Origin of the sequence: Bhargavaea ullalensis (genome assembly GCF_042432615.1) — a bacterium.
Taxonomy (GTDB): domain Bacteria; phylum Bacillota; class Bacilli; order Bacillales_A; family Planococcaceae; genus Bhargavaea; species Bhargavaea ullalensis.
Map to the genome: position 1 here is coordinate 1 of NZ_JBHLWY010000027.1, position 23,888 is coordinate 23,888.

Consider the following 23,888-nt stretch of genomic DNA (forward strand, 5'->3'; position numbering starts at 1 on the left):
GAGTAGGACGCCGCTGGGCACAAAGCCGTCTCCCTATGGAGGCGGTTTTTTTGTGCTGTAAAAAAGGGGAATCCGGATGCGTCGTACGGATCTCCCCTTGAACCGGACGCATCCGGGCTATGAGTCGTACGGGTTCCACTTTCCACGAGGGAAATTTCCGCCCTCCAGGGCGAGTCGTACGGATCCGGCCCCGAGTCGTACGGATCTCCCCTTGAACCGTACGGATCCGGCTCTGAGTCGCACGGGTTCCACTTTCCAAGAGGGAAACACCCACTCGCCAGGGCGAGTCATACGGATCTCCCCTCGAACCGTACGCGTACGGCCTGGAGTCGTACGGATCTTCCCTCTAACCATCCATCTGATCTCCTACGCTCCAAAACATTGTTTTTATCCCGCTTTGATAGTCTGTGCGCGTCGTTTCCTTTGCGGAGCCGGCCATCTGCGGGTTACGGTAATAGAAATGAAAGGAGTGTGACGAAATGGCAGAAACCATTTACGGGTTCAGCGCGAAAAAAGCACAAGGCGGGGAGCAGCCGCTCAGTGATTTTGAAGGAAAAGTCGTCCTCATCGTGAATACGGCCAGCAAATGTGGTTTCACTCCGCAGTTTGAAGGCTTGCAGAGCCTTTATGAGGAGTTCAAAGACGACGGATTTACGGTGCTCGGCTTTCCGTGTGACCAGTTCATGAATCAGGAGTTCGGCGACATTCAGGAGACACTGGAGTTTTGTCAGGTGAACTACGGGGTTTCCTTTCCGATGTTCGCCAAAATCGATGTGAAGGGGGCCGAGGCGGATCCGCTTTTCAAGTTCCTCACCACCGAAAAGAAAGGAATCCTCGGAGGAGAGATCAAGTGGAACTTCACGAAATTCCTCATCGGCCGGGATGGCCGCCCCCTGGAGCGTTACGCACCTCAGACCAAGCCTGAAAAAATTAAGAGCGATGTCATGAAACTGATCCGGGAATAATGGGAATACTTTTTCTTCACTCTGTTTCTTGACAGTCTTATCACCCGTTGTTAACCTTACAATAATATTCAGCGATATGGGGGCGGAATCAACATGTGGGAGACGAAGTTTGCCAAAGAAGGCCTGACATTTGACGATGTGCTGCTCGTTCCGGCTGCATCAGAAGTATTGCCGAAAGAAGTGGACCTTTCCGTTCGTCTGACGGACAAGATCACGCTCAATCTCCCGATCATCAGTGCCGGGATGGACACGGTCACTGAAGCGAAGATGGCGATTTCCATGGCACGGCAGGGCGGTCTCGGGATCATTCACAAGAACATGAGCATCGAGGACCAGGCCGAGCAGGTGGAACAGGTCAAGCGCTCGGAGAACGGTGTCATCACGAATCCGTTCTATCTCACTCCGGAGCATCAGGTGTTTGATGCCGAGCATCTGATGGGCAAATACCGGATCTCCGGTGTACCGATCGTCAACAATGAAGAAGACCTGAAACTGGTGGGTATCATTACAAACCGGGACATGCGCTTCATTGAAGACTACTCGGGGCAGATCAATGATTTCATGACCAAGGAAAATCTGGTGACGGCTCCGGTCGGCACCACGCTTGACGAAGCCGAAAAGATTCTCCAGCAGTATAAAATTGAAAAACTTCCGATTGTGGACGAAGAAGGAATCCTCAAGGGCCTCATTACGATCAAGGACATCGAGAAAGTCATCGAGTTCCCGAAGGCGGCCAAAGACTCGCACGGACGTCTGCTCGTCGGCGCGGCGGTCGGCGTCACTTCGGATACGATGGTCCGGCTCGAGCAGCTGGTGAAGGCAGAAGTCGATGTGATCGTCATCGACACGGCACATGGTCATTCCAAAGGCGTCCTGGACACGGTCAGGGAGATCCGGGAGGCTTATCCGGAACTCGACATCATCGCCGGCAACGTCGCCACCGCAGAAGGTGCAAGAGCCCTTTATGAAGCCGGCGTGGACGTGGTGAAGGTCGGCATCGGTCCGGGCTCCATCTGCACGACACGCGTTGTGGCAGGTGTTGGTGTCCCTCAGATCACGGCAGTCTATGATTGCGCAACCGAAGCGCGCAAACAGGGCAAGGCGATCATCGCGGACGGCGGCATCAAATACTCCGGCGATATCGTCAAAGCGCTTGCAGCGGGCGGACATGTCGTCATGCTCGGCAGCCTCCTTGCCGGCACTTCAGAAAGCCCTGGCGAAACGGAGATCTTCCAGGGCCGCCGCTTTAAAGTCTATCGCGGCATGGGTTCCGTCGCTTCCATGGAACACGGTTCGAAAGACCGGTATTTCCAGGAGGATGCGAAGAAACTCGTTCCCGAAGGCATTGAAGGGCGCCTCCCATACAAGGGACCGCTCGCAGACACGATCCATCAGCTGGTCGGCGGCATCCGGGCAGGCATGGGCTACTGTGGTGCCAAAGACCTGCAGGCTCTCCGCGAAGAGGCCCAGTTCATCCGCATGACCGGGGCGGGCCTGAGGGAAAGCCACCCGCACGATATCCAAATCACGAAAGAAGCACCGAACTACTCAATGTAACCGGCCACTGGGCCAAACTGCATGCCTTTCCATCCCAAACCGGGCGGAAAGGCTTTTTTTTGCGGGAACCCGGGGCGATGCGGTACGTTCTATGGTAAAATGAAGCGGTTGATAAACAGATATATTCGGAGGGAAAGAGTTTGAAAAAGTTGTGGAAAAAGACGGCTGTGATCCTCATGATCATTCCGGTTCTGATGATGACCATATTGGCAACACCCCATACCGCCCAAGCCGCCGAAGATCTCGGCCTGCATGTGGACGCTGCCATTCTGATTAATGCGGACACCGGACAGATCCTGTACGAACAAAACGCGGAATCACCGCTCGGCATCGCCAGCATGTCGAAAATGATGACGGAATACCTGCTGTTTGAAGCGATCAAAGAAGGCAAGGTTTCATGGGACCAGGAATACACGGTGACTGATTACACGTACAAGGTTTCTCAGGACCGCCAGCTGAGCAACGTCCCGCTGCGTCTCGGCGAGAAGTATACGATCCGTGAGCTGTATGAGGCGCTGGCCATCTATTCGGCAAACGCCGCCACCATCGGAATCGCAGAGACGATTGCCGGTTCCGAAACGAAATTCGTGAAGATGATGAACGACAAGGCTGCGGAACTCGGACTTGAAGGCTATACGTTCGTCAACTCGACGGGACTGAACAATGAGCATCTGCACGGCATGCACCCGGAAGGCACCGGGGACAAAGATGAGAACGTCATGCCGGCCAAATCAGTGGCGCTTCTTGCCTACCGCCTGCTCAAAGATTATCCGGAAGTGCTCGATACGACGAGCGTGCCGACGAAGATTTTCCGCGAGGGAACAGATGATGCGATCAAGATGGATAACTGGAACTTCATGCTTCCGGGCTTTGTCTTTGCATACGAAGGTGTGGACGGCCTGAAAACCGGCACGACCGAGTTTGCCGGGCACTGCTTCACGGGGACGGCGAAGCGCGGGGACACCCGTCTGATCGCGGTCGTCATGAAAGCGGTGGACGACAAAGGCAACGGTTCCTACAAAGCCCGCTTTGACGCGGCCAAGACGCTGTTTGAATACGGCTTCAACCAGTTCTCCGAAAAAGAGATCTTCCCGGCCGCCCATCAGTTCAAGGGCAATAAAACGGTTCCTGTGAAAAAAGGCAAAGAAAAGCAAGTGAAGATCGGCGTCGAAAAGCCGTTCTCCATGCTTGTCCAAACAACGGACCAAGATGAATATGACGTCAAGTTCACGAAGGATGAAACCAAGCTGAAAGACGGCAGCCTCGAAGCACCGGTGAAAAAAGGCACCGTCGTCGGCAAGGCAGACATCGTCCGCAAAGACGGCGGGCCAGTTTACGGCTTCGTTCAGGGCGGAGAGCTCGGGGCGGATGTCGTCACGCTCGAGAAAGTGGAAAAAGCCGGCTGGTTCAAGCTGACCCTTCAGGCAATCGGGGACTTCTTCTCCGGAGTATGGAACAAATCCACCGACTTCGTCAAAGGGCTGTTCTGAAAATAAATGCAAAGACGGGAAGGCATCGGGCCTTCCCGTCTTTTTCATGTCCGTCCAATCCACCAGCAGTGCATGAGCTGCCGGATGGCGTCAGGGATTTCCTGTGCAGGAATGCCGCCGAAGCCGAGCACGATTTCGGCGATTCCTTCCTTTGGTTTTGGATTGACGGAATAGGATCCGGCAGACTGGACGCGGATGCCGGCAGCGGCAGCCAGGCTGACGAGCTCTTCCTCCGTCCGTTCCGTCCGGACAGCGAGCCGGAGATGCATGCCCGCCTGGCTTTCTTCAAAGGCAACCGTCTCTCTGTAGGAGGCAAGCGCCGCCGTGAGTGCCGTGTATTTGCGCCGGTACACTTTCCTCATCCGGTTCAGATGGCGGGAGAAGGAACCGTCCCGCATGAAGCCGGCAAGAATATGCTGATCAAACCTCGGCACCGTGGATGCGTAATGGTCGAACAGTTCGGTGTAGCGGGGGACCAGCTGCCTGGGCAGCACCATGTAGGCGATCCGGAGCGAAGGCATGAGCGATTTTGAAAAGGTGCTGATGTACAGGACCCGTCCGTGCCGGTCCATGCCCTGAAGTGCGGGGACGGGGATGCCGCCATAGCGGAATTCGCTGTCGTAGTCATCTTCGATCACATAGCGTCCGGTCGCCTCTGCAGCCCAGGCCAGCAACTGGCTGCGCCGGTTGGCGGACAGGACGGCACCCGTCGGGAACTGGTGGGCAGGGGTCACATAGGCCGCATCGGCGCCGGACTCTCCGAGCAGGCGGACGTTGATGCCTTCCTCATCGACCGGCACGGGGACGGCCCTGCGGTCGTTCTGACGGAAGATGTGGTGGGTGAGCGGATAGCCCGGATCCTCGATGGCATAGACGGTGTCTCCGCCGAGAAGCCGGATGACGAGAGGCATGAGCTGTTCGGTACCGGAACCGATGATGATCTGCTCCGCCGTGCAGGCGACACCCCGGGAGTGGTTCAGGTACAGGGCGATCTCCTGCCTGAGTTCCGGTTCTCCGGTCGGGGGTCCGAGGAGGAGCAGGTCCGCCGACGACTCATCGATGACCGATTTTGCCTGCTTGCGCCAGGCATCGAACGGAAAAGCCTCCGTATCGATCCGCCCGGGGGAGAAATCAAACACGTATTCCTTTGTTTCCCCCGGTTGCCCGGAGGTTGCCGGCAAGACAGGCGCGGGTTTCAGCGGCTGTGCGTAGGCGAGTTCGCCGACGTCCTGAACGAAGAAGCCGCTCCTCGGCCTGGAACTGATGTACCCTTCTGCCAACAGCTGGCCGTAAGCGAGTTCCACCGTCGTATTGCTGACGGAAAGGTTGTCGGCGAATTTCCTTTTTGACGGAAGCTTCGTGCCAACCGGCAGCGAACCGTCCGTGATTTTATCGCGCACGCCTTCGTAGATCTGGACATAGATGGGTTCGCCCCCCTCACGGTCAATCGGTACGATGAGCATGTCCATCCATCCTTTCAGTTCAAACTGGCCTTTTATTTTGTTCCAAACTGGTCATTTCAATATGGTCATCTTTCATTATACTGAAAAGTGGAACGAGACAAAAGGCAAAGAAAGAGGGATGAACATGCAATTTCAATACGGCGGCGTCATCATGGACGTCATCAATGCAGAACAGGCAAAAGTGGCGGAGGCGGCAGGCGCGGTGGCGGTCATGGCCCTTGAGCGCGTTCCGTCGGATATCCGCAAGGCTGGCGGGGTCGCACGCATGGCAGATCCGCGGATCATCGAAGAAGTGAAGGCGGCCGTCTCCATCCCGGTCATGGCCAAAGCACGTATCGGACACATTTCCGAAGCCCGTGTGCTGGAGGCGCTCGGCGTCGATTACATCGATGAAAGTGAAGTGCTGACACCGGCGGACGAGGAATTCCACTTGCTGAAAAGCACATTTGACGTGCCGTTCGTCTGCGGTGCGCGCGATCTCGGGGAAGCGGCCCGACGACTCGGCGAAGGTGCCCGGATGCTCCGCACGAAAGGCGAGCCGGGCACGGGGAATATCGTGGAAGCCGTCCGTCATCTCCGCAAAGTGAATGCGCAGGTGAACCGGGTGGTCAATATGAGCGAAGATGAACTGATGGTGGAGGCACGGGACCTGCAGGCGCCTTACGAAATCTTGCTCGCAATCCGGGAAAAAGGCCGGCTTCCGGTCACGAACTACGCAGCGGGCGGCGTGGCGACGCCGGCGGACGCGGCGCTCATGATGGAACTCGGATCGGACGGCGTGTTTGTCGGTTCGGGGATCTTCAAGTCGGACAATCCCGAGAAGTTTGCAAAGGCGATCGTCCAGGCAACCCGTAATTACAAAGACTATGCCCTGATCGGCGAACTGTCGAAGGACATCGGCACCCCGATGAAAGGCCTGGAAATTGCGGCGCTGGCCGAGGAAGAGCGCATGAGCGGACGCGGCTGGTAATCGGTTCGGCCGGGTCGGATGCAGCCGGAAACAGGCGCAGCTTGCCAATTTCCTTCCGGTGTAGTACAGTGTTGTTAATTTCAAAGTCAGAGTCGATGAGGGGAAGCAGTAGCGGAGCCATTCTTTGCAGAGAGCCGGCGGCAGGTGCGAGCCGGCAAGAATGTCCGTGAATCCGTCCCTGAGCAGCCGGGCTGAACCGAACAGTAGGCCCGGCCGGCGGATGGACCGTTATTCCATGAAAGCGGGCTGCCTTTGCAGCCAATTCGGGTGGCAACGCGGGAAAAGCTCTCGTCCCTTTTTCGGGGACGGGGGCTTTTTGTCTGTCTGCCCCTCACCGGATCCGACAAACAAGGAGGAACTGAACATGCTGGATATCAAATATGTCCGGGCTCATTTTGACGAGGTGAAAGAGAAGCTGGCGAAGCGGGGAGAGGATCTGTCCGATTTTGACCGGTTCGGGGAGCTTGACGTCCGCCGCCGAGAACTCATTGCCCGTGTCGAGGAACTGAAGGCGGAACGCAATGCGGCATCCCAGCAAATTGCCGAGATGAAGCGCAACAAGGAAAATGCGGATGAGGCCATCGCGAAAATGCGCGAAGTCGGCGACAAGATCAAAGAACTCGACACCGAACTGCACGAAGTCGAAGAGAACCTGGATTACGTGATGATGCGCGTGCCGAACATCCCTCATGAAAGCGTGCCGGTGGGCGACAGTGAAGAGGACAACGTCGAAATCCGCAAGTGGGGGGATGTGCCTGAGTTCAGTTTTGAGGCAAAACCCCACTGGGAAATCGGAACCGATCTCGGCATCCTGGATTTTGAGCGGGCCGCGAAGACGACCGGCAGCCGGTTTGTCTTTTACCGGGGTGCGGGTGCCCGGCTTGAACGGGCGCTGGCCGCGTTCATGCTCGATCTCCACACGGATGAGCACGGCTACGAGGAAATGCTTCCGCCGTTTCTCGTCAACCGGACGAGCCTGACCGGGACCGGACAGCTCCCTAAGTTTGAGGAAGATGCATTCCTGATCGAGGAGGAGGACTACTTCCTCATCCCGACGGCGGAAGTGCCGGTGACGAACTTCCACCGAGATGAAATCCTGGACGGGGCCGGCCTGCCCGAGTCTTATGCGGCGTACAGCGCCTGCTTCCGCTCCGAGGCGGGTTCCGCCGGGCGGGACACCCGCGGACTCATCCGCCAGCACCAGTTCAACAAAGTCGAACTCGTGCATTTTGTGAAGCCGGAGGAATCGTACGAAATGCTCGAGAAGCTGACCGGCCATGCCGAGAAAGTGCTCCAGCTGCTCGGACTCCCTTACCGAGTCTTGAAGATGTGCACCGCCGATCTCGGATTCACGGCCGCGAAGAAGTACGACATCGAAGTGTGGATCCCGACACAGGGCGTCTACCGGGAAATCTCTTCCTGCTCGAATTTTGAAGATTTCCAGGCACGCCGCGCGAACATCCGCTTTCGCCGCGAACAGGGGGCAAAGCCGGAGTACGTCCATACACTGAACGGCAGCGGCCTCGCGATCGGCCGCACCGTCGCCGCCCTGCTTGAGAACTATCAGCAGGAAGACGGCTCTGTCCTCATTCCGGAAGCTCTGCGTCCTTACATGGGCAACAAGGAACGGATCGTGCCTGCGAAGTGACATCTGAATGAGTGCCGAAAGCCCGCTGCCTGATAAAGGCGGCGGGCTTTCATGGATTCATTTTGATTTAAAGCTCACCGGAGGCTTCCCGGTCCACGCGTTCACGTTCAGCCAATTTCTCCGCCTTTCGCCGATCCCGGATTGCCCGGAAAAAATCAGTCAGGAGGCGGCCGCACTCCTCGCCGAGCACGCCTTCGCTCACCTCGCACCGGTGATTGAATCGTGAGTCGTCCAGCAGTCGGTAAAGCGAATCCACGCAACCGGCCTTCGGATCCCTGGCCCCGTAGACAACACGCGGGATCCGTGACTGAAGAATCGCCCCGGCGCACATCGGGCAGGGCTCGAGCGTGACGTAGAGCACCGTGTCCTCCAGCCGCCAGCTGCCGGTTTTTCGGCAGGCTTCCGCAATGGCCGCCAGCTCCGCGTGGGAAGTGGCCTGCTGTTCCTGTTCCCGCAAATTGTGGGCGCGCGCAATCACCCGGCCGTCCTTGACGATGACGGCACCGATCGGCACTTCGCCGAGTGCCTCGGCCTTTTTCGCTTCCTGGATGGCCAATTCCATAAACCGGCGGTCTTCTGCCGGTTCGCCGGACTCCGAATAAGTTTTCTCTTCCATCCCGTTCCCGCCTTTGTCTTTTATCGTCTCCAGTTTACCATGAACAGAGCGGTTTTCCGAAGCGTTGCCGGCTGCCCGGCTTCACGGAACCCCGGTGCGCTGCATAAGATGAACCGGACGAATTTGAGGAGGAATGGAATGATCCATGTAGTGAAATCGGGGGAGAGCCTGTACTCGATTGCCAAGCGGTACAACACGAATGCCGCAACGCTTGCGGCGGTAAATGAACTGCCCGACCCGGACGTGCTCGTCGTCGGCCAGGCGCTTTATATTCCGCAGACGCCGGATCCGAACAGGCGGACGATCGAGACGAACGCCTATGTCGAATGGTACACGGCCGAGCCGCCCGCCTCCCTGCTGCAGGAAATCCGCAAGCGGGGTCCAGAGCTGACATACATCATGCCGTTTGCCTACGAAGTGAAGCGCGACGGCTCTCTTGTGACATTCGACTGGGGCGGCATCGGGGATGCGGCGGCCAGGCAGGACGTGGCGACCGCCATCGTGATCGTCAACATTGAAGAGGGCGGTTTCAGCGATACGCTGGCAGAGGCGCTTTTCAACAGCCAGGCTGCACAGGACAAGATGATCAGCGACATTGTCCGGCTTGCCAAGGAAAAAGGTTCAAAGGATGTTCATGTCGACTTTGAGTATCTCGGCAAGGAAAACCGCGAAAAGTACACGGCTTTTCTCCAGAAGTTGAAAAACGGCATTTCCCCGCACGGACTGACCTTGTCGGTCGCGCTCCCGCCGAAGACATCTGCGGAGCAGCCCGGCAAATGGTATGAGGGCCATGATTATGCCGCAATCGGAAAAATTGCCGACTTCGTCGTGGTCATGACGTACGAATGGGGATACAGCGGCGGTCCGCCGATGGCCGTTTCACCGATCGGTCCTGTAAGGGACGTGCTGGAGTTTGCCGTCAGCGTCATTCCGGCGAATAAAGTCCATATGGGCCAGAACTTGTACGGCTATGACTGGACCCTGCCGTTCAAGCAGGGGAATCCGCCGGCACGCACGCTCAGTCCGCAGGCCGCCATTGCACTAGCCAGGGAGCGGAATGCCGCCATCCAATACGATGAGAAGGCACAGGCTCCATTCTTCAATTATTGGAAGGACGGCAAGGAACATGTTGTCTGGTTTGAGGATGCGCGTTCAATCAAGGCGAAATTAGACCTTCTGAAGCAACTCGGACTCCGGGGCATCTCCTACTGGCACCTGGCATTCCCGTTCCCGCAGAATTGGCGGATCTTGTCGGAAATGTTCCACGTGAAAAAATTGTGAGCCGGTTTCCATCTTCTTCAGGAAGATGGACCCGGCTATTTTTCATTCCATTCCTGTGATAAAATGAAGTGTCGAACAGCAAGAGAAAGGGAGGAAATCCGGATGCACGTTCCGTTCATCGCGGTCGAAGGGCCAATCGGCGTCGGCAAGACGTCACTGGCAGGCGAAATCGCGGAAACGTTCCGATTCCGGCTGCTCAAGGAGATCGTGGATGAGAATCCGTTCCTTGGTAAATTCTATGAAGACATCGACGAATGGAGCTTCCAGACCGAGATGTTCTTTCTGTGCAACCGGTACAAGCAGCTCGGCGACATCAAAACGGCCATCCATGGACAGAACGAGCCGGTCGTCGCAGACTATCACATATTCAAGAACCTCATCTTTGCCAAAAGGAGCCTGAAGCCGGGCGACTTTGCAAAATACGAACAAATCTACAACATCCTGACGGCGGATATGCCGATGCCGAACGTCATCGTTTATTTAAATGCCAGCCTCGAAACACTCATGGGCCGCATCGCCATGCGGGGACGGGATATTGAAAAGAACATGGACCCGGCATACATTGCGCAGCTGTCCGCAGACTATGAGGAATTCATCGGACGGTTTGAAGCCGCCCACCCGGACATCCCGGTTCTCCGGTTCAGCGGCGACCGGTATGATTTTGTCCGCAACGGCGTCGACCGGAAGGAAATTCTGGAGGAGATCAGCCGGGTCATTGAAAAAGGGGCCATCAGCAAATGAATCTACGCGAAAAGTATAATATCCCGAAACATGCAGTCATCACCGTCGCCGGAACGGTCGGCGTCGGCAAGTCCACGATGACGAGGGCGCTCGCCGACTCGCTCGGCTTCCGGACCTCCTACGAAAAAGTCGACACGAACCCGTATCTTGACCGGTTCTACGAGGACTTCGAGAAGTGGAGCTTCCATCTGCAGATCTACTTCCTGGCAGAACGGTTCAAAGAACAAAAGCGGATGTTCGAATACGGCGGCGGGTTCATCCAGGACCGGTCGATCTATGAAGACACCGGAATCTTCGCCAAGATGCACTACGAAAAGGGCACGATGGATCCGGTCGACTACAACACGTACACCGAACTGTTCGAGGCCATGGTCATGACCCCGTACTTCCCGCATCCTGACGTGCTCGTCTACCTGGAAGGCTCATTCGACCAGATCATCGGGCGCATCAAAGAGCGCGGCCGCCCGATGGAACAGTCGACCCCGATCGAATACTGGGAAGAAATGTACGAGCGCTACAACCGCTGGATTGATTCATTCAACGCCTGCCCGGTTCTCCGGCTCGACATCAAGGACTATGACCTGATGACCGACCCGACTGCCATCGAAGACGTCGTCGAACGCATGGGCCACTTCATGAAACAAGCCGACCTTCTCGGCAAATGAATAGAACCATCCAAAGAGCCCGGATTCCCTCCGGCTCTTTTTTGATTTGTGGGAGCGGGGGGATTGGAGTAAAGAGCGGAGAATCGGAGTAAGGAGCGTCGCGGATTTCTTCTTCTGAGTGTAATCATACAGAGAACTGGCCACTGTCGCTCCATGATTCCACTCACTCCGGCAACGCGCTCACTCATAGCGTCTATGATTCCACTCACCCCGGCAACGCGCTCACTCACGGCGCCTATGATTCCACTCACCCCGGCAACGCGCTCACTCACGGCGCCTATGATTCCACTCACCCAGGACACCACCAATACGGAGCAAGCCCCCGCAAAACGGGAAAAGTCACCGAAGGCAGGGCCTGCTTGAGCCGGCGTCCCTTTCCCTGTTCCTCTCACGACAACCCATCCCGCTCCCATCCATCTATCCACACAACAAATCCGCCCCACCGGGTCAATCCGGCGGGGCGGTTCAACAGTCACCGGCCTCCTTCCTCAAAAGGAGGGGACGGCGCTCGGAACGAAAAATTCTTCGTAGACGGCGCGCAGGGCCTTTTTCTCATCTGACTTATGGACGCCGAAGACGATGCTGACTTCGGAAGAGCCCTGGTTGATCATCTCGATGTTCGTGCCGGAGCCGGCAAGGGCCATCGCCGCCCGTGCCGCCAGTCCCTTCGTGTGTCGCATCGCCTCACCGACGAGGACGATCATGGAGTAGTCGGAATTGAGATGGGCATGGTCGACTTTCAGCTCCTCGTAGCAGCGGCGGAGGATCCGCTCTTCCTTTTCGGGCGTGAGGAACTTGTTCCGGATGATGACGGACAGGTTGTCGATCCCGGACGGTGTATGCTCAAATGAAATATTTTCGTCTTCCAGGATGCCGAGGAGTTTGCGGCCGAACCCGATTTCGCGGTTCATGAGGTATTTGTCGACGAACAGCGTGCTGAAGCCGCTGTCCGCCGCGATTCCGATGACCGGTTGGGTTTTGCAGTTGCGCTCTCTGACGATGAGCGTGCCCGGTGCAGACGGGTTGTTCGTATTGCGGATATTGACGGGCACCGACTTCAGGAAAGCCGGCATGAGCGACTCGTCATGAAGGACATTGAAGCCGTTGTAGGCGAGTTCGCGCATTTCCCGGTAGGTCATCTTCCCGATCAGCGCCGGGCGGTCGACAACATTCGGATTGGCGGCGAAAACCCCGTCGACATCCGTGAAGTTCTCATAAAGATCCGCATCGGTCGCCGCTGCCAGGATGGAGCCCGTGATGTCCGAGCCGCCCCGGCCGAACGTACACAGGACCCCGTCTTTCGTAAAGCCGAAAAATCCGGGGAAGACGATGACGCGCGGATCGTCCTTCAGCCTGGAAAGCTGCTCGTAGCACGCAACATCGGCCATACCGTCACCGGCGGGTCCCTCGACGATCAGCCCCGCTTCTTTCGGTGACATATAGACCGCCTCTACGCCGATCTGGTTGAGATAGGCGGCGACCAGCCGGGCGTTGTTGTCTTCGCCGGCCGCTTTCATCAGATCCAGAAACCGGCCGGCATCCGGACGGTCGGTTCCGAGCCGGCTCCGGAGATCCTGTTCGACTGTGCCGGCAAAGCCGGGGGCGAGGCCGAGGTCATCGGCAATGGAGCGGAACCGGTCCACCACTTCGCTGAGAAGACGGTCCGTATCTTTGCCGTCCAGCGCAGCGTCCGCGAGGCGGATGAGGAGGTCAGTGACTTTCGGGTCTTCCGGATGCCGCTTGCCGGGAGCCGAGACAACGACAATCCGACGGGAGGGATCCGATGAGATGAGGCCTGCCACTTTCATGATCTGCTGTGCCGACGCGACTGAAGTACCACCGAATTTGCACACTTTCATCTCATCAAGTCCCATCTGTTTTGATTTCTTGTTCGCAAAAGGTGTTCACCAAGTTGGAATTGTCCTAAAATATATACGGACGGGGTTGTTTCTGTCAACCTCAACATTTATAATGTCCTTGTGACAAGGACAATTGTTTCTTCATAGTGTACATACATCCGGAGGTGGCGTCAATATGGAAAAAACACCGACTGCAAAGCGCTGGAAAGGCCTGATCGAAGAATACCGGGAATGGCTGCCGGTAACGGAGGAGACCCCGGTGCTCACCCTGCATGAGGGCAACACGCCGCTCATCCGGCTCGACAATCTGTCCCGGTTGTGGGACATCGACCTGTACGTGAAGACGGAAGGCACCAATCCGACCGGATCCTTCAAGGACCGGGGAATGGTGATGGCGGTCGCCAAGGCGAAAGAGGAGGGGAAATCGGCCCTCATCTGCGCATCGACCGGCAATACATCCGCATCGGCGGCCGCATACGGAGCGCGGGCCGGCATGCGAACCGTCGTCGTCATCCCCGAAGGCCGCATCGCCCTCGGCAAGCTGGCGCAGGCAAAAATGTACGGAGCGGAAATCCTTTCGATTGAAGGGAACTTCGACGAAGCACTGCGGATGGTCCGCGAAACCGCCGGTGATGAGATTGCGCTAGTGAATTCGGTGAACCCGTACCGGCTGGAAGGCCAGAAGACCATTGCTTTTGAGACGATCGAACAACTGGGCAAAGTGCCCGATGTGTTCGCGCTCCCGGTCGGCAACGCGGGCAACATCTCGGCCGCCTGGAAGGGCTTCAAGGAATACGCGGACCGCATGAATACAGACCGGCCGCAGCTTCTCGGCGTGCAGGCGGCGGGCGCCGCCCCGATCGTGAACGGCGCGCCGGTGGAAAAGCCGGAAACGGTCGCGACGGCCATCCGGATCGGCAACCCGGCAAGCTGGCAGCTCGCGGAAGCGGCGCTGGCCGAGTCGGACGGGAACATTCTGGCCGTCACCGATGAGGAAATCCTCGATGCCTACAAGCTGCTTGCCGAGACGGAAGGCGTGTTTGCCGAGCCGGCATCGTGTGCGACGATCGCCGGCATTCGCAAGCAACTCGAAGAAGGCGGGCTGAAGCGGGGTTCGACGGTCGTCGGTGTGCTCACCGGCAACGGGCTGAAGGATCCGGACACGGCCATCATGGTGAATGAAGGACAGGCCCCGATCACACAGGAAGAGTTCGAAGTGTTCATCGGCGGTCTGAATACGGAGGAAGTCTGATGGGCAGCGGGCCATTCACCGTCCGGGTGCCGGCCACAACGGCCAATCTGGGCCCCGGTTTTGACTGTGCCGCACTTGCGCTTTCCCTGTTCATGGAAGTTTCCGCCGAACCGGCGGACCGGTGGGAAGTCCGGTATGACGGAGACGAATACACCGCCCTTGAGGAGGGGGAGGAGAATCTGATCGTCCGCGCCGCGCTTGAAACGGCGGCCGTACAGGGACTGGTTCTGCCGCCTTGCAGGCTTTTCGTCAGATCGGACATCCCGCTCGGCAAGGGGCTCGGCAGCAGTGCAACCGCCGTGGCAGCGGGGATTGAGATTGCGGACCGGCTGCTCGGAAGCGGTCTTTCAATGGAGGAAAAGGTCCGGATCGGCAGTGCCATGGAAGGGCACGCGGACAATGTGGTGGCCTCGCTCATGGGCGGCGCAACAGTGTCCCATTACCGGGACGGCATTGTCCGGACCGTCCATATTCCGACGCCTGACGTGGCAGGCGTCGTCCTTGTCCCGGACAAGCCGTTCGCCACGGAAGAATCCCGCGGGCTTCTTCCGGATTCTATTGACCACCGCGAGGCCGTGGAAGGAAGCAGTGCGGCAGGCGTTCTGGCGGCGGCTTTTGCGGTCGGGGACTGGAAGACGGCCGGTTTGATGATGGAGGAAGACGTGCTCCATGAACCCTACCGGATCGGACTGTTCCCGGACTTCGGGCAGATTCGTTTGTACTGCCGGTCTGCAGGTGCGTTCGGCACAGCGGTGAGCGGTGCCGGCCCGTCGATCTTCGTGCTGGCGGCACCGGGAACCGAAGAAGCCCTGGCCGCCCGCCTTGGGAAGGAATTTCCGGCTTACCGCCCGATCGCCGTCCGGGCAACCGGCGAAGGGGCTGCGGCCGTGGCGGTTTAAAAAGCTTTATTTTTGAAAAACCCGTTGTTCCCGAAAAACAGCATGAAAAGGGAAAAACGGATTGGCGATTGAATACAAAACCCATGCGGGAGACATCACCCCCGGCATGCTGGAAGGATTTTTTGCCGGCTGGCCGGATCCGCCGGACTGTGAAACCCATCTGCGCCTTCTGCAGCAGAGCAGCCACGTGGTCCTGGCTGTAGACACTGAGGAAAAACGGGTGATCGGTTTCATCACAGCGGTGAGCGACGGTGTCCTGTCGGCTTACATCCCACTGCTTGAAGTGCTACCGGAGCTGCAGGGTCGGGGGATCGGACAGACACTCGTCCGCCGCATGATTGAAAAGCTCGGCAACTTATATATGATTGACCTTTGTTGCGATGACGGGCTCGTCCCGTTTTACGAGCAGCAGGGCATGCACCGGGTGAACGGAATGATTCTCCGGAACTATGACCGCCAGTCGGCCGGGCAGTAATGAAAAAAGCGGAACCCATCGGGATTCCGCTTTTTTCTATGGCCAAACGGTTCTAAACCGCCATTCCGGCACATAAACTATTTTGTTGAGCCAAATTGCCGGCAGCCATGCCGTCTTTTTTTATTCGGCCGGAACGGTCTTGCCTGCCATCATAGGGGGACGGTCTTCTGAGGGGACGGGACCGATGACCTTGTCTGCCAGCCGCCGGCAATTTTCGCCGTCAAAATAGCCGAAGTAATACGGAGCCTTCCCGTACCATGGATTTGTGTTGGCGCCGGCCGTGATTTTGTCGAGAAGCGTCCGGACCTCTCCCGCCGACTTGGCCTTGTAGCCGTAGAGGTCTCCGTCGAGGTCCAGATAAGTCCCTCTTTTTTCTTCCAGTTCCTTCTGGTCGAACATGTAGAAGATGATCGGTTTGTTCTGGTAAAGGAAGTCCCAGGACACGCTCGTATAATCGGTCAGCAGCATGTCTGCCCGGATGACTTCTTCCTTGACGGAAATTTCATCAAAGCTTACAAAGCGGATCCGGTCGGAACCCGGCAGCGATTTGAAGACCGGCTCAAACCGCTTCATGAACGGGTGAAGAGCGACTTTGACCTTCAGCCCGCGGTCCTCGATGAGCCGCCTGATTCCCGGGTCATCCAGCAGGCCGACCGTGCGGCGGAAGTACTCGCTCTCCATGAATTCCTCGTCGGACAGTCCGAACAGCCACTCTCTCCAAGTCATCATGACGAGGATGTTTTGGACTTCGGGTGCCGGGCTGTCGGGTTCCAGCCGGTCAAACCGGGCCATGCCGGTGGTGATCAGCTTCTCTTCCGGAAAGCCCCACCCTTTCAGCTTGATGTTCCGCTCGTAGTCGGATGCACAGTTGAAATAATCCGTCCGCCGGAGGAGCGGAACGTCTTCGGGCTGGATCAGGATCTTCTTGAACCCTTCGATGCCGTGGCTGATATGGGTCATGACAGTCTTCTTGTTGAGGTGGATGTAGGGGTCGATCCCGGGGGCGATGTCATAGAGGATGGAATGTCCGTGGAAGCTGTAGTCCGCTCTGAAAAACATCACATAGTTCCGGAAGCTGCCGAGGGGGATGGCTTTGTCGATTCCTTCCCGCTTCACATAATCCGTCCGGCGGTCATACAGCCAGTAGGTGTCGAGATCCGGGCGTTCCTTCATGAGATATGTATGGAACACCGAGGCATTGTCCTCATACTTTTCACCGAGATTCCCGCCGACGAGCACAATCGGCCTCCCCTTTGACGGAAGGAAGCGCGCCAAGGCGCGTGCGGCGGTCACCTTGATGGCAACGAGGGCCGGCTCATACCATTTTACTTTTTTCAGTCCCATAAACTCCCGCCTCTCTATTTGGATGCATTCTTTTGTCTCTCTATCTTAATATGAATACCCGAATTTTAAAAATCTATGCCAGTTTTTGTTTGAAATTTAATGAATAGGGTATACAAAAGTACTAAACTGCATTTTTTCGGCGGTTGAATTCAGCTGTCATGCACGGAAAAGAGATTGTGAAAGGGGTTGTTGTCTGAATGTGCAAAAAAGTATTGTTCATCTCAGACCATGGGGATCCGCTAGCAAAACTGGGCGGCAAGCAATCAGGCGGCCAGAATAATTATGTGAAACAGCTGGCCTGTGCCCTTGCGGAGCGGGGCCTTGAAGTGGATGTGGTGACCCACTGGAGCGATGAAGAGTCACCGAGGATCGAAGCGTTCGGCGACTCATGCCGGGTGATCCGGATTGCGGCCGGCCATAAAGGATACGTGCCGAAAACAGAGATGGTCCATCTGCTCCCCGCCTTCCAACGCGAAATGAAAGCCGTCCTTCCGCTTGGCGATTACGACGTCATCCATTCCCACTACTGGATGTCGGGCCTTCTCGGGCTCGCATTGAAACAGGAATACGGCATCCCGCTCATCCATACTTCCCACTCGCTCGGCGTCGCCAAAGCGAAGGCGACGGGCAACCGGGAAGAAGAACGGCTTGAGGCAGAGCGCCGGATCCTGGCTTCAGCGGATCGTGTGATCGCCACCACTCCGACAGAAAAAGAGATGATCTTGGAGTTTGCGGGAGACCGGGCAAGCATCACCGTTGTTTCGATCGGCGTGGATGAAGCGTTTGAGCAGGCGCCGGCCGTCAAGAAGACCGGAAAGCCGCTTTTTGCCTACGCCGGCCGTTTTGAAAAGACGAAAGGGATCCTGACGCTGCTCCGTGGATTCCGCCTGTTCCTGAGACACGGTTCCGATGCCCGTCTCATCCTGGCGGGAGGAGCCCCGGAAGACATTGATCCGAAATCCGGATTGCCGACCCAGTCCAAGCTGCGCAGGGCGGTGGACGGGATCGAAGAGCATGTGACTTTCCTCGGCCCGCTGTCACAGGATGAGCTGGCCGCGCTCTTTTCAAAGGCGACTGCGGTTGCCGTGCCGTCCTACTATGAATCGTTCGGAATGGTTGCGGCCGAAGCCCAGGCCTGCGGAACCCCGGTGATCGCATCGGAGGTCGGCGGCCTGCAGGATGTCGTGCAGGACGGAAGGACCGGGTTGCTCGTTTCTTCGCGAAACCCCGCAGAGCTGTCCCGAGCTTTCAGGAAATTGGCAGAAAACAAGGAACTGGCGGACCGGCTCGGCAGGCAGGCCTCGGCAAGGGCGAAGAGCCTGTTCAGCTGGCCGTCGATCGCAGAAACCATCCATGAAATCTACGAGGTGTTGCACGGTGCAGAAGATCCGGCGTTTATTGGCGACTGATCTCGACGGAACGCTCGTCGGTGACGAGGACGGCCTGAAGGAGCTCCTCAATTATTATGAGGCCGAGAAAGAGCCGGTTGCGCTTGCCTACGTGACGGGCCGGCACCGGGCATCGGCCGAGGAACTCATGCAAGAAGAGGGGCTGCCAAGGCCGGACCTCCTTGTGACCGATGTCGGCACCGCCATCTTCGCGGGACCTGCGCTGCAGGAGGATGAAGGATGGTCGGAGCGGATGTCGGCAGACTGGCGGCCGGAAGCGGTGGAGCGGGCGGCGGCGGACATTGAGGGACTCTGCCGCCAGGAACTCCCCGACAACCGGCGTGTTTCCTTTCACAGTGACGGGGCCGGGCCCGCGGACGAGCTTCGCGCCCGCCTCAAACAAGGCGGCATCGCCCATACGTTCATCTTCAGCTCCGGGCGTGACGTGGACATTCTTCCGGCGGGCGGCGGGAAAGGTGAGGCGCTCCGCTATGTGATGGAACATTACGTGGCGGGCGATGCCGATGTCCTGATCGCCGGCGATTCGGGAAATGACCTGGACATGCTGACGATCGGACACCCGTCGGTGATTGTTTCGAATGCCCAGCCGGAACTTGCCGGGGTCATCACGGGGGACGGAATGTTCCGTGCCTCGCGACCATGTGCCGGCGGCATCCTTGAGGCATGGCGACATTTCCATGGCTGATACTGGGGCATCATGAAAAGCAGCCTGCATCGTCTGGATGCAGGCTGCTTCATTATTGTATGAGTTCCCGTTCTTTTAAATTTTCAATCAGAAACAGGGGAGAAAAAATCGCTGCCGGTGCGATGCAACGATTTTTTTCTATCTCAAATTTATGCGCGTTTTTGTGAATGGCGGAGGAGGAGGGATTCGAACCCCCGCGCGGTGTAACCCGCCTCCCGGTTTTCAAGACCGGTCCCTTCAGCCAGGCTTGGGTACTCCTCCAAGTCACGTTTAATAATTTAGCATGGCCGGATGATCCGTGTCAACGGAATTGAAATGTCCGCAGAGGTTGATTTTCAGGCCCGGAACCCTTATAATGAGAAATGCCGTGCTAGGTGGGAAGGTAGCGGTGTCCTGTAACCCGCAATCCGCTCCAGCGGGACTGAATCCCTTTCCGAGGCCGCTGTCATGCAGGGCCTGCCTTCTGCACGTAGTGTTGACGTTTGGGTCCTGCGCAATGGGGCCCCATGAACCATGTCAGGTCCGGAAGGAAGCAGCATTAAGTGGTTTTCTCCATGTGCCGCGGGGCAGCCTAAGCCGAGCCAACGACAGGAGTAACGCTTGTGTGCATCGGTCGAAGAAAGGTGCACGGCATTAAAGATGAATGAACGGTCCGCCCGGTTTTCCGGGCGGGCCTTTTTGTGCGCGGAAGAATGCATGTTTGGATGGCATGAAAAGCAGGAGATCGGAAAGGCGTGCCGCCCTCTCCTGTGGTATAATGGAAACATGTGAAAAATGGTGGAAAGAGGGGGAGGGACAGCTAATGTACCAGGCGTTTTACAGAGCTTACCGGCCGCAGACATTCGGAGACATGAGCGGGCAGGAGCACGTCAGACGGACGCTGCAAAATGCCCTCCTCCAAAGCAAGACGACCCATGCCTATCTGTTCTCAGGGCCGCGCGGGACGGGGAAGACGAGCGCGGCGAAGATTTTCGCCAAAGCCCTCAACTGTGCCGGGGCGCCCTCCGCAGAGCCGTGCAATCAATGCGCGTCCTGCCTCGGGATCATGGACGGATCCGACACGGATGTCATCGAATTCGACGCCGCCTCGAACTCCCGGGTGGAGGAGATCCGGGACATCATCGAGAAGGTCCGGTTCGCCCCGTCCAATTCCAGATACAAAGTGTATATCATCGATGAGGTCCATATGCTTTCCAACAGTGCGTTCAATGCATTGTTGAAGACGCTCGAGGAGCCGCCTTCGCATGTGGTCTTCATCCTGGCGACGACCGAGCCCCACAAACTCCCTCCGACGATCATTTCCCGGTGCCAGCGGTTCGACTTCAAGCCGCTGTCCAGGGCGGACCTGACGGGCAGGATGGAGCAGGTGCTCGATGACGTCGGAGCGGGGTACGACGTGCAGGCGCTCAAAGTGATCGCACGGGCGGCGGCAGGCGGAATGCGTGACGCGCTCAGCATGCTGGATCAGGCCGTCTCATTCGGCGGCGACGGCGTGTCGCTTGAGGATGCGGTCATGGTGACCGGATCGATCGGCGAAGAGCTGTTCCGCGACATCGGTCTCGCCCTTGCGGAAAAAGACGCAGCCGGCGCCCTTTCGATTTTGGACAGGCTGGTCTCGGAGGGGAAGGATGTTGTCCGGCTGACGGAGGACCTGGTCACGTTTTTCCGTGACCTGCTCGTCATGAAGGCCGCACCGGACATGCCGGACTTGTATGAACTGGTGTCCGATCCGGAACTCGTTTCCGGATTGTCCGAACGGCTTGCGGAAAACCGCCTGTACGCCTTTATCGACATTTTGTCCGAAACCCGGCAGGACATGAGGTTTTCGAATCATGCCCGGGTCTACCTGGAAGCGGCACTTCTCAGGATGATCCAGGCCGACGGCGGGCCCGCCCCTGCCGGAAAACCGGCGGAAGGGCCGGAAGCGGACGAACTTCAGCTGAAGGTCGCGCGGCTTGAACAGACGGTCCTTGATCTGCAAAAAATGCTGAGGGAAGGGACCGCCGGCCAGGGAATCGCTCCGGCGGCTGCGCAGCCGGCCGTCCCTCAGAGGCGCCCGGCACCAAAGTCCAAAAACGGCTTCAATATACAGGAAGGCCGCATCAAGGACATTCTCTCCCGGGCGACAAAGGATGATATCCGGGCGATCAAATCCAACTGGGCCGCCGTACTCGGGGGCATGCAGAAATCACAGTCTGCCCTTCTGAATGACGCGGAACCGGTGGCGGCCTCGGGCAATGCCTTTGTGTTAAAATTCAAATATGCTATCCACTGCGGAATGGCCGCCGGCAACCCGGACTTTATGGCGTCGCTCAGCCGGCTCCTCACAGAAAAGACCGGCAATGCCTACGAAGCGGTGTTCGTCCCGGAAGAGGATTGGCTGAGAATCCGGGAGACGTTCATCCGGGAGCACGGCCTCGCAAAACCGCAGGAAAAAGACGGACAGACGGAAGATGGCCGGGATCCGGACGAGGCAGCGGCGGAAGAGGCGCTCGGTCTGCTCGGAGAATCCGGCGCTTTTGAAAAAGATCCGATCATTGAAGAAGCGGAGAAGCTGTTCGGAAAACAGGCAGTTCATGTGCATGACGACTGATATTACAACTTGAGGAGGAAATTGATATGCGCGGCATGGGAAATATGCAAGGCATGATGAAACAGATGCAGAAGATGCAGAAGAAGATGGCGGAAGCCCAGGAAGAACTCGGCGAAAAGCGCCTTGAGGGCGCGGCGGGCGGAGGAATGGTCAAAGTGGTCGTTTCCGGGCATAAGGAAGTGCTTGAAGTGACGGTCGATCCGACTGTAGCGGATCCCGAAGACGTGGAAATGCTCCAGGACCTGATTGTCATCGCGACGAACGATGCGCTTAAGCAGGCGGATGAACTGACCAATTCGACGATGGGCCAGTTCACGAAGGGCATGAACCTGCCCGGAATGTTCTGATCCGGAGTTTTTCTGCAAGATGAATCAGGACGGGCCGTCACCGGAAGGGTGCGGCCCGTCCTTCCTTTCGTTCAAAATGATGAGGAGGAGCGAACAGATTGCATTATCCTGAGCCGATTTCCAAGCTGATTGACAGCTTTATGAAACTGCCGGGCATCGGGCCGAAAACGGCTGCCCGGCTTGCTTTCTATGTACTGGATATGAAAGAAGACACCGTCATGGAGTTTTCCCGTGCGCTCGTCGATGCCAAGCGAAAGCTGACTTACTGTTCGGTGTGCGGGCACATCACCGACACGGATCCCTGCCGAATCTGCCAGGATCCGTCGAGGGACCGCTCGATCATCTGTGTGGTTCAAGAGCCGAAAGACGTCATTGCCATGGAGAAGATGCGCGACTACACCGGACTGTACCATGTCCTGCACGGGGCGATTTCGCCGATGGACGGCATCGGCCCGGAAGACATCAACATCCCGGACCTGCTCAAGCGGCTGCAGGATGAGACCGTCCAGGAAGTGATTTTGGCAACGAACCCGACAATCGAGGGGGAAGCGACGTCGATGTACATTTCGCGTCTCATCAAGCCGTCCGGCATCCGGACAACCCGGATTGCCCACGGGCTGCCGGTCGGCGGGGACCTGGAGTATGCGGATGAAGTGACCCTTTCGAAAGCGATCGAAGGCAGAAGGGAACTGTAAGGGCAAGAGAAGCCGAGGCGGGGAAGAGAATGTTCAGAAGGAAAAACAGACTGAAACGCGAATATGATGAGCGCCTGGTCCGCCTTCTCGCAGAAACGAGGGAAGAGTGGCTGCAGGCAAGGGAGATCGAGCGGCAGGCCGGCCGGTTCGACGATGAAGGCGTGGCCAGAGTCCAGAGGCAGATCGCAGAGAGCCGGCATTTCTACTTGTTCAAGGAAGCCAGGGAACGCAATGTCCATATGAAGTGATTGAAGAAAAAGCCGGGCGGCACATGCCCGGCTTTTTGCTTGGACGGGCAACCACGGCGTGCATATAGGAAACCGCGGCCGCATACAGTGGGTCGTGTTGAATTTTTTAGAAGGAAGGGATCGGTTTGAAGTACGCGGTCGGAACAGCGATTGTGCTGTTCGTTCTATTGATCTGTATCCGCAACAAGCGGATCTTCTATACAGTTGCCGAAAAGCTCTCGGTGTTCTGGTTCAGACTCGCAGCCTCATTCCTCATCTTGTTCATGCTGAACCTGGGAGCCGGTCTCATCGGATTCTTCGTTCCGATCAATGTGGCATCCGGACTGCTCATCGCCATACTGGGGATCCCGGGAATCGCCTCGGTCTGCGCACTGTCCATACTGCTTTGAGTAAATCATAGGCACAGCTGAAAAAAAGGGTTGCACTTTTCGTCTGCAGGTTGTATATTAAGGAGGTCGCTTTTTGAGGCGAAGGAAAAGAAAGAAAAACAAATGCAAAAAGATGTTGACACTTGGCAGACAGCATGATATTATAATTAAGCTGTCGCAAAGACAACAAGCGGCAACGAACTGAACCTTGAAAACTGAACAGCAAAACGCTGATAAAATTGTTTCCGGCTCCCGACCCCGTCGGGTGAACGAAACACATGATTCGGACATATCAAGCAGATATGCCAGCAACAAAGT

The 23,888-nt window shown here is 57.2% G+C and carries 22 protein-coding genes, 1 tRNA gene, 1 other RNA gene and 1 other annotated feature; of the genes, 19 read left to right on the forward strand and 5 right to left on the reverse strand.

Features of this window, described 5'->3' with window-relative positions; all coding sequences use genetic code 11:
- Positions 1-479: 479 nt before the first annotated feature.
- From ACFFIY_RS07085 to ACFFIY_RS07095, 3 genes are all read left to right on the forward strand, one after another.
- On the forward strand, positions 480-965 hold the full coding sequence (locus ACFFIY_RS07085; RefSeq protein WP_354199191.1) for a glutathione peroxidase: 486 nt from the start codon (positions 480-482) through the stop codon (positions 963-965).
- A 93-nt stretch (positions 966-1,058) separates the two neighbouring features.
- Positions 1,059-2,522, forward strand: coding sequence for an IMP dehydrogenase (gene guaB / locus ACFFIY_RS07090; RefSeq protein WP_354199193.1), 1,464 nt, complete (start codon positions 1,059-1,061; stop codon positions 2,520-2,522).
- Positions 2,523-2,662: 140 nt separating this feature from the next.
- Positions 2,663-4,012, forward strand: coding sequence for a serine hydrolase (locus ACFFIY_RS07095; RefSeq protein ID WP_354199195.1), 1,350 nt, complete (start codon positions 2,663-2,665; stop codon positions 4,010-4,012).
- Positions 4,013-4,056: 44 nt separating this feature from the next.
- Here the strand turns inward: ACFFIY_RS07095 and pdxR are convergent, their stop codons facing one another.
- Entirely contained in the window at positions 4,057-5,481 is a 1,425-nt protein-coding gene (gene pdxR, locus ACFFIY_RS07100) for a MocR-like pyridoxine biosynthesis transcription factor PdxR (protein ID WP_354199197.1), read from the reverse strand.
- Between the two features lie 55 nt (positions 5,482-5,536).
- On the opposite strand from pdxR, the gene pdxS reads away from it, so the two are divergent.
- Both pdxS and serS read left to right on the forward strand, forming a co-directional pair.
- Positions 5,537-6,445: a pyridoxal 5'-phosphate synthase lyase subunit PdxS gene (gene pdxS, locus ACFFIY_RS07105; protein ID WP_354199199.1), complete on the forward strand. Its 909-nt coding sequence runs from the start codon at positions 5,537-5,539 to the stop codon at positions 6,443-6,445.
- 86 nt (positions 6,446-6,531) lie between these two features.
- Positions 6,532-6,744 (forward strand) — a binding site (T-box leader).
- Between the two features lie 65 nt (positions 6,745-6,809).
- Positions 6,810-8,093 carry a serine--tRNA ligase gene (gene serS, locus ACFFIY_RS07110; protein ID WP_354199201.1) on the forward strand — a complete coding sequence of 428 codons (1,284 nt, stop codon included), beginning with the start codon at positions 6,810-6,812 and terminating at the stop codon, positions 8,091-8,093.
- 67 nt (positions 8,094-8,160) lie between these two features.
- Here serS and tadA read toward each other — a convergent pair whose 3' ends face one another.
- The gene (gene tadA, locus ACFFIY_RS07115) at positions 8,161-8,709 is read right to left on the reverse strand and encodes a tRNA adenosine(34) deaminase TadA (RefSeq protein WP_354199203.1); all 549 of its coding nucleotides are present in this window, start codon (positions 8,707-8,709) and stop codon (positions 8,161-8,163) included.
- A 138-nt stretch (positions 8,710-8,847) separates the two neighbouring features.
- Between tadA and ACFFIY_RS07120 the strand changes: the two genes are divergently transcribed.
- From ACFFIY_RS07120 to ACFFIY_RS07130, 3 genes are all read left to right on the forward strand, one after another.
- On the forward strand, positions 8,848-9,990 hold the full coding sequence (locus tag ACFFIY_RS07120; protein WP_354199205.1) for a glycosyl hydrolase family 18 protein: 1,143 nt from the start codon (positions 8,848-8,850) through the stop codon (positions 9,988-9,990).
- A 102-nt stretch (positions 9,991-10,092) separates the two neighbouring features.
- A complete protein-coding gene (locus ACFFIY_RS07125) occupies positions 10,093-10,731 on the forward strand; it encodes a deoxynucleoside kinase (protein WP_354199207.1) in 639 nt (212 codons plus the stop codon).
- A complete protein-coding gene (locus ACFFIY_RS07130; protein WP_354199209.1) occupies positions 10,728-11,396 on the forward strand; it encodes a deoxynucleoside kinase in 669 nt (222 codons plus the stop codon). Before ACFFIY_RS07125 ends, ACFFIY_RS07130 begins: the two co-directional genes overlap by 4 nt.
- A 488-nt stretch (positions 11,397-11,884) precedes the next feature.
- On the opposite strand, the gene ACFFIY_RS07135 is transcribed toward ACFFIY_RS07130, so the two are convergent.
- Complete coding sequence (locus ACFFIY_RS07135; RefSeq protein WP_354199231.1) at positions 11,885-13,255, reverse strand: aspartate kinase; 1,371 nt, start codon at positions 13,253-13,255, stop codon at positions 11,885-11,887.
- Positions 13,256-13,430: 175 nt separating this feature from the next.
- Here ACFFIY_RS07135 and thrC point away from each other — a divergent pair, with 175 nt between their 5' ends.
- The 3 genes from thrC (at position 13,431) to ACFFIY_RS07150 (ending at position 15,881) form a co-directional block, all read left to right on the forward strand.
- On the forward strand, positions 13,431-14,507 hold the full coding sequence (gene thrC / locus ACFFIY_RS07140) for a threonine synthase (RefSeq protein WP_354199211.1): 1,077 nt from the start codon (positions 13,431-13,433) through the stop codon (positions 14,505-14,507).
- Complete coding sequence (gene thrB / locus ACFFIY_RS07145; protein ID WP_354199213.1) at positions 14,507-15,406, forward strand: homoserine kinase; 900 nt, start codon at positions 14,507-14,509, stop codon at positions 15,404-15,406. The genes thrC and thrB overlap by 1 nt, the downstream gene beginning before the upstream one ends.
- 67 nt (positions 15,407-15,473) lie before the next feature.
- Entirely contained in the window at positions 15,474-15,881 is a 408-nt protein-coding gene (locus tag ACFFIY_RS07150; protein ID WP_376837220.1) for a GNAT family N-acetyltransferase, read from the forward strand.
- Positions 15,882-16,001: 120 nt separating this feature from the next.
- On the opposite strand, the gene ACFFIY_RS07155 is transcribed toward ACFFIY_RS07150, so the two are convergent.
- A complete protein-coding gene (locus tag ACFFIY_RS07155) occupies positions 16,002-17,225 on the reverse strand; it encodes a CDP-glycerol glycerophosphotransferase family protein (RefSeq protein ID WP_354199215.1) in 1,224 nt (407 codons plus the stop codon).
- A gap of 197 nt (positions 17,226-17,422) precedes the next feature.
- Here ACFFIY_RS07155 and ACFFIY_RS07160 point away from each other — a divergent pair, with 197 nt between their 5' ends.
- Entirely contained in the window at positions 17,423-18,634 is a 1,212-nt protein-coding gene (locus ACFFIY_RS07160) for a glycosyltransferase (RefSeq protein WP_354199217.1), read from the forward strand.
- The gene (locus tag ACFFIY_RS07165) at positions 18,624-19,319 is read left to right on the forward strand and encodes an HAD-IIB family hydrolase (RefSeq protein WP_354199219.1); all 696 of its coding nucleotides are present in this window, start codon (positions 18,624-18,626) and stop codon (positions 19,317-19,319) included. The genes ACFFIY_RS07160 and ACFFIY_RS07165 overlap by 11 nt, the downstream gene beginning before the upstream one ends.
- Before the next feature lie 168 nt (positions 19,320-19,487).
- Here ACFFIY_RS07165 and ACFFIY_RS07170 read toward each other — a convergent pair.
- A tRNA-Ser gene (locus ACFFIY_RS07170) sits at positions 19,488-19,580 on the reverse strand.
- A 104-nt stretch (positions 19,581-19,684) separates the two neighbouring features.
- Between ACFFIY_RS07170 and ffs the strand changes: the two genes are divergently transcribed.
- The 6 genes from ffs (at position 19,685) to ACFFIY_RS07200 (ending at position 23,591) form a co-directional block, all read left to right on the forward strand.
- Positions 19,685-19,950, forward strand: an RNA gene (gene ffs, locus ACFFIY_RS07175) — signal recognition particle sRNA large type.
- Positions 19,951-20,076: 126 nt separating this feature from the next.
- Positions 20,077-21,912, forward strand: a complete 1,836-nt coding sequence (gene dnaX / locus ACFFIY_RS07180) for a DNA polymerase III subunit gamma/tau (RefSeq protein ID WP_354199221.1) — start codon at positions 20,077-20,079, stop codon at positions 21,910-21,912.
- Between the two features lie 26 nt (positions 21,913-21,938).
- Entirely contained in the window at positions 21,939-22,259 is a 321-nt protein-coding gene (locus ACFFIY_RS07185; RefSeq protein ID WP_354199223.1) for a YbaB/EbfC family nucleoid-associated protein, read from the forward strand.
- A 98-nt stretch (positions 22,260-22,357) separates the two neighbouring features.
- Positions 22,358-22,954, forward strand: coding sequence for a recombination mediator RecR (gene recR / locus ACFFIY_RS07190; protein WP_354199225.1), 597 nt, complete (start codon positions 22,358-22,360; stop codon positions 22,952-22,954).
- 29 nt (positions 22,955-22,983) lie between these two features.
- The gene (locus ACFFIY_RS07195; protein WP_354199227.1) at positions 22,984-23,202 is read left to right on the forward strand and encodes a YaaL family protein; all 219 of its coding nucleotides are present in this window, start codon (positions 22,984-22,986) and stop codon (positions 23,200-23,202) included.
- A 125-nt stretch (positions 23,203-23,327) separates the two neighbouring features.
- Positions 23,328-23,591, forward strand: coding sequence for a pro-sigmaK processing inhibitor BofA family protein (locus tag ACFFIY_RS07200; protein WP_354199229.1), 264 nt, complete (start codon positions 23,328-23,330; stop codon positions 23,589-23,591).
- The last annotated feature ends 297 nt before the right edge of the window (positions 23,592-23,888 follow it).

What these genes read in the sequence shown, in the direction of transcription:
- ACFFIY_RS07160 (WP_354199217.1), top strand. Translation starts at nt 17,423, where the DNA reads ATGTGCAAAAAAGTATTGTTCATCTCAGACCATGGGGATCCGCTAGCA.
- thrC (WP_354199211.1), top strand. Translation starts at nt 13,431, where the DNA reads ATGGAAAAAACACCGACTGCAAAGCGCTGGAAAGGCCTGATCGAAGAA.
- ACFFIY_RS07130 (WP_354199209.1), top strand. Translation starts at nt 10,728, where the DNA reads ATGAATCTACGCGAAAAGTATAATATCCCGAAACATGCAGTCATCACC.
- pdxR (WP_354199197.1), bottom strand. Translation starts at nt 5,481, where the DNA reads ATGGACATGCTCATCGTACCGATTGACCGTGAGGGGGGCGAACCCATC.
- ACFFIY_RS07185 (WP_354199223.1), top strand. Translation starts at nt 21,939, where the DNA reads ATGCGCGGCATGGGAAATATGCAAGGCATGATGAAACAGATGCAGAAG.
- tadA (WP_354199203.1), bottom strand. Translation starts at nt 8,709, where the DNA reads ATGGAAGAGAAAACTTATTCGGAGTCCGGCGAACCGGCAGAAGACCGC.
- ACFFIY_RS07085 (WP_354199191.1), top strand. Translation starts at nt 480, where the DNA reads ATGGCAGAAACCATTTACGGGTTCAGCGCGAAAAAAGCACAAGGCGGG.
- ACFFIY_RS07120 (WP_354199205.1), top strand. Translation starts at nt 8,848, where the DNA reads ATGATCCATGTAGTGAAATCGGGGGAGAGCCTGTACTCGATTGCCAAG.
- ACFFIY_RS07195 (WP_354199227.1), top strand. Translation starts at nt 22,984, where the DNA reads ATGTTCAGAAGGAAAAACAGACTGAAACGCGAATATGATGAGCGCCTG.
- ACFFIY_RS07135 (WP_354199231.1), bottom strand. Translation starts at nt 13,255, where the DNA reads ATGAAAGTGTGCAAATTCGGTGGTACTTCAGTCGCGTCGGCACAGCAG.
- pdxS (WP_354199199.1), top strand. Translation starts at nt 5,537, where the DNA reads ATGGTCATCTTTCATTATACTGAAAAGTGGAACGAGACAAAAGGCAAA.
- guaB (WP_354199193.1), top strand. Translation starts at nt 1,059, where the DNA reads ATGTGGGAGACGAAGTTTGCCAAAGAAGGCCTGACATTTGACGATGTG.
- thrB (WP_354199213.1), top strand. Translation starts at nt 14,507, where the DNA reads ATGGGCAGCGGGCCATTCACCGTCCGGGTGCCGGCCACAACGGCCAAT.
- dnaX (WP_354199221.1), top strand. Translation starts at nt 20,077, where the DNA reads ATGGAAACATGTGAAAAATGGTGGAAAGAGGGGGAGGGACAGCTAATG.
- ACFFIY_RS07125 (WP_354199207.1), top strand. Translation starts at nt 10,093, where the DNA reads ATGCACGTTCCGTTCATCGCGGTCGAAGGGCCAATCGGCGTCGGCAAG.
- ACFFIY_RS07155 (WP_354199215.1), bottom strand. Translation starts at nt 17,225, where the DNA reads ATGGGACTGAAAAAAGTAAAATGGTATGAGCCGGCCCTCGTTGCCATC.
- serS (WP_354199201.1), top strand. Translation starts at nt 6,810, where the DNA reads ATGCTGGATATCAAATATGTCCGGGCTCATTTTGACGAGGTGAAAGAG.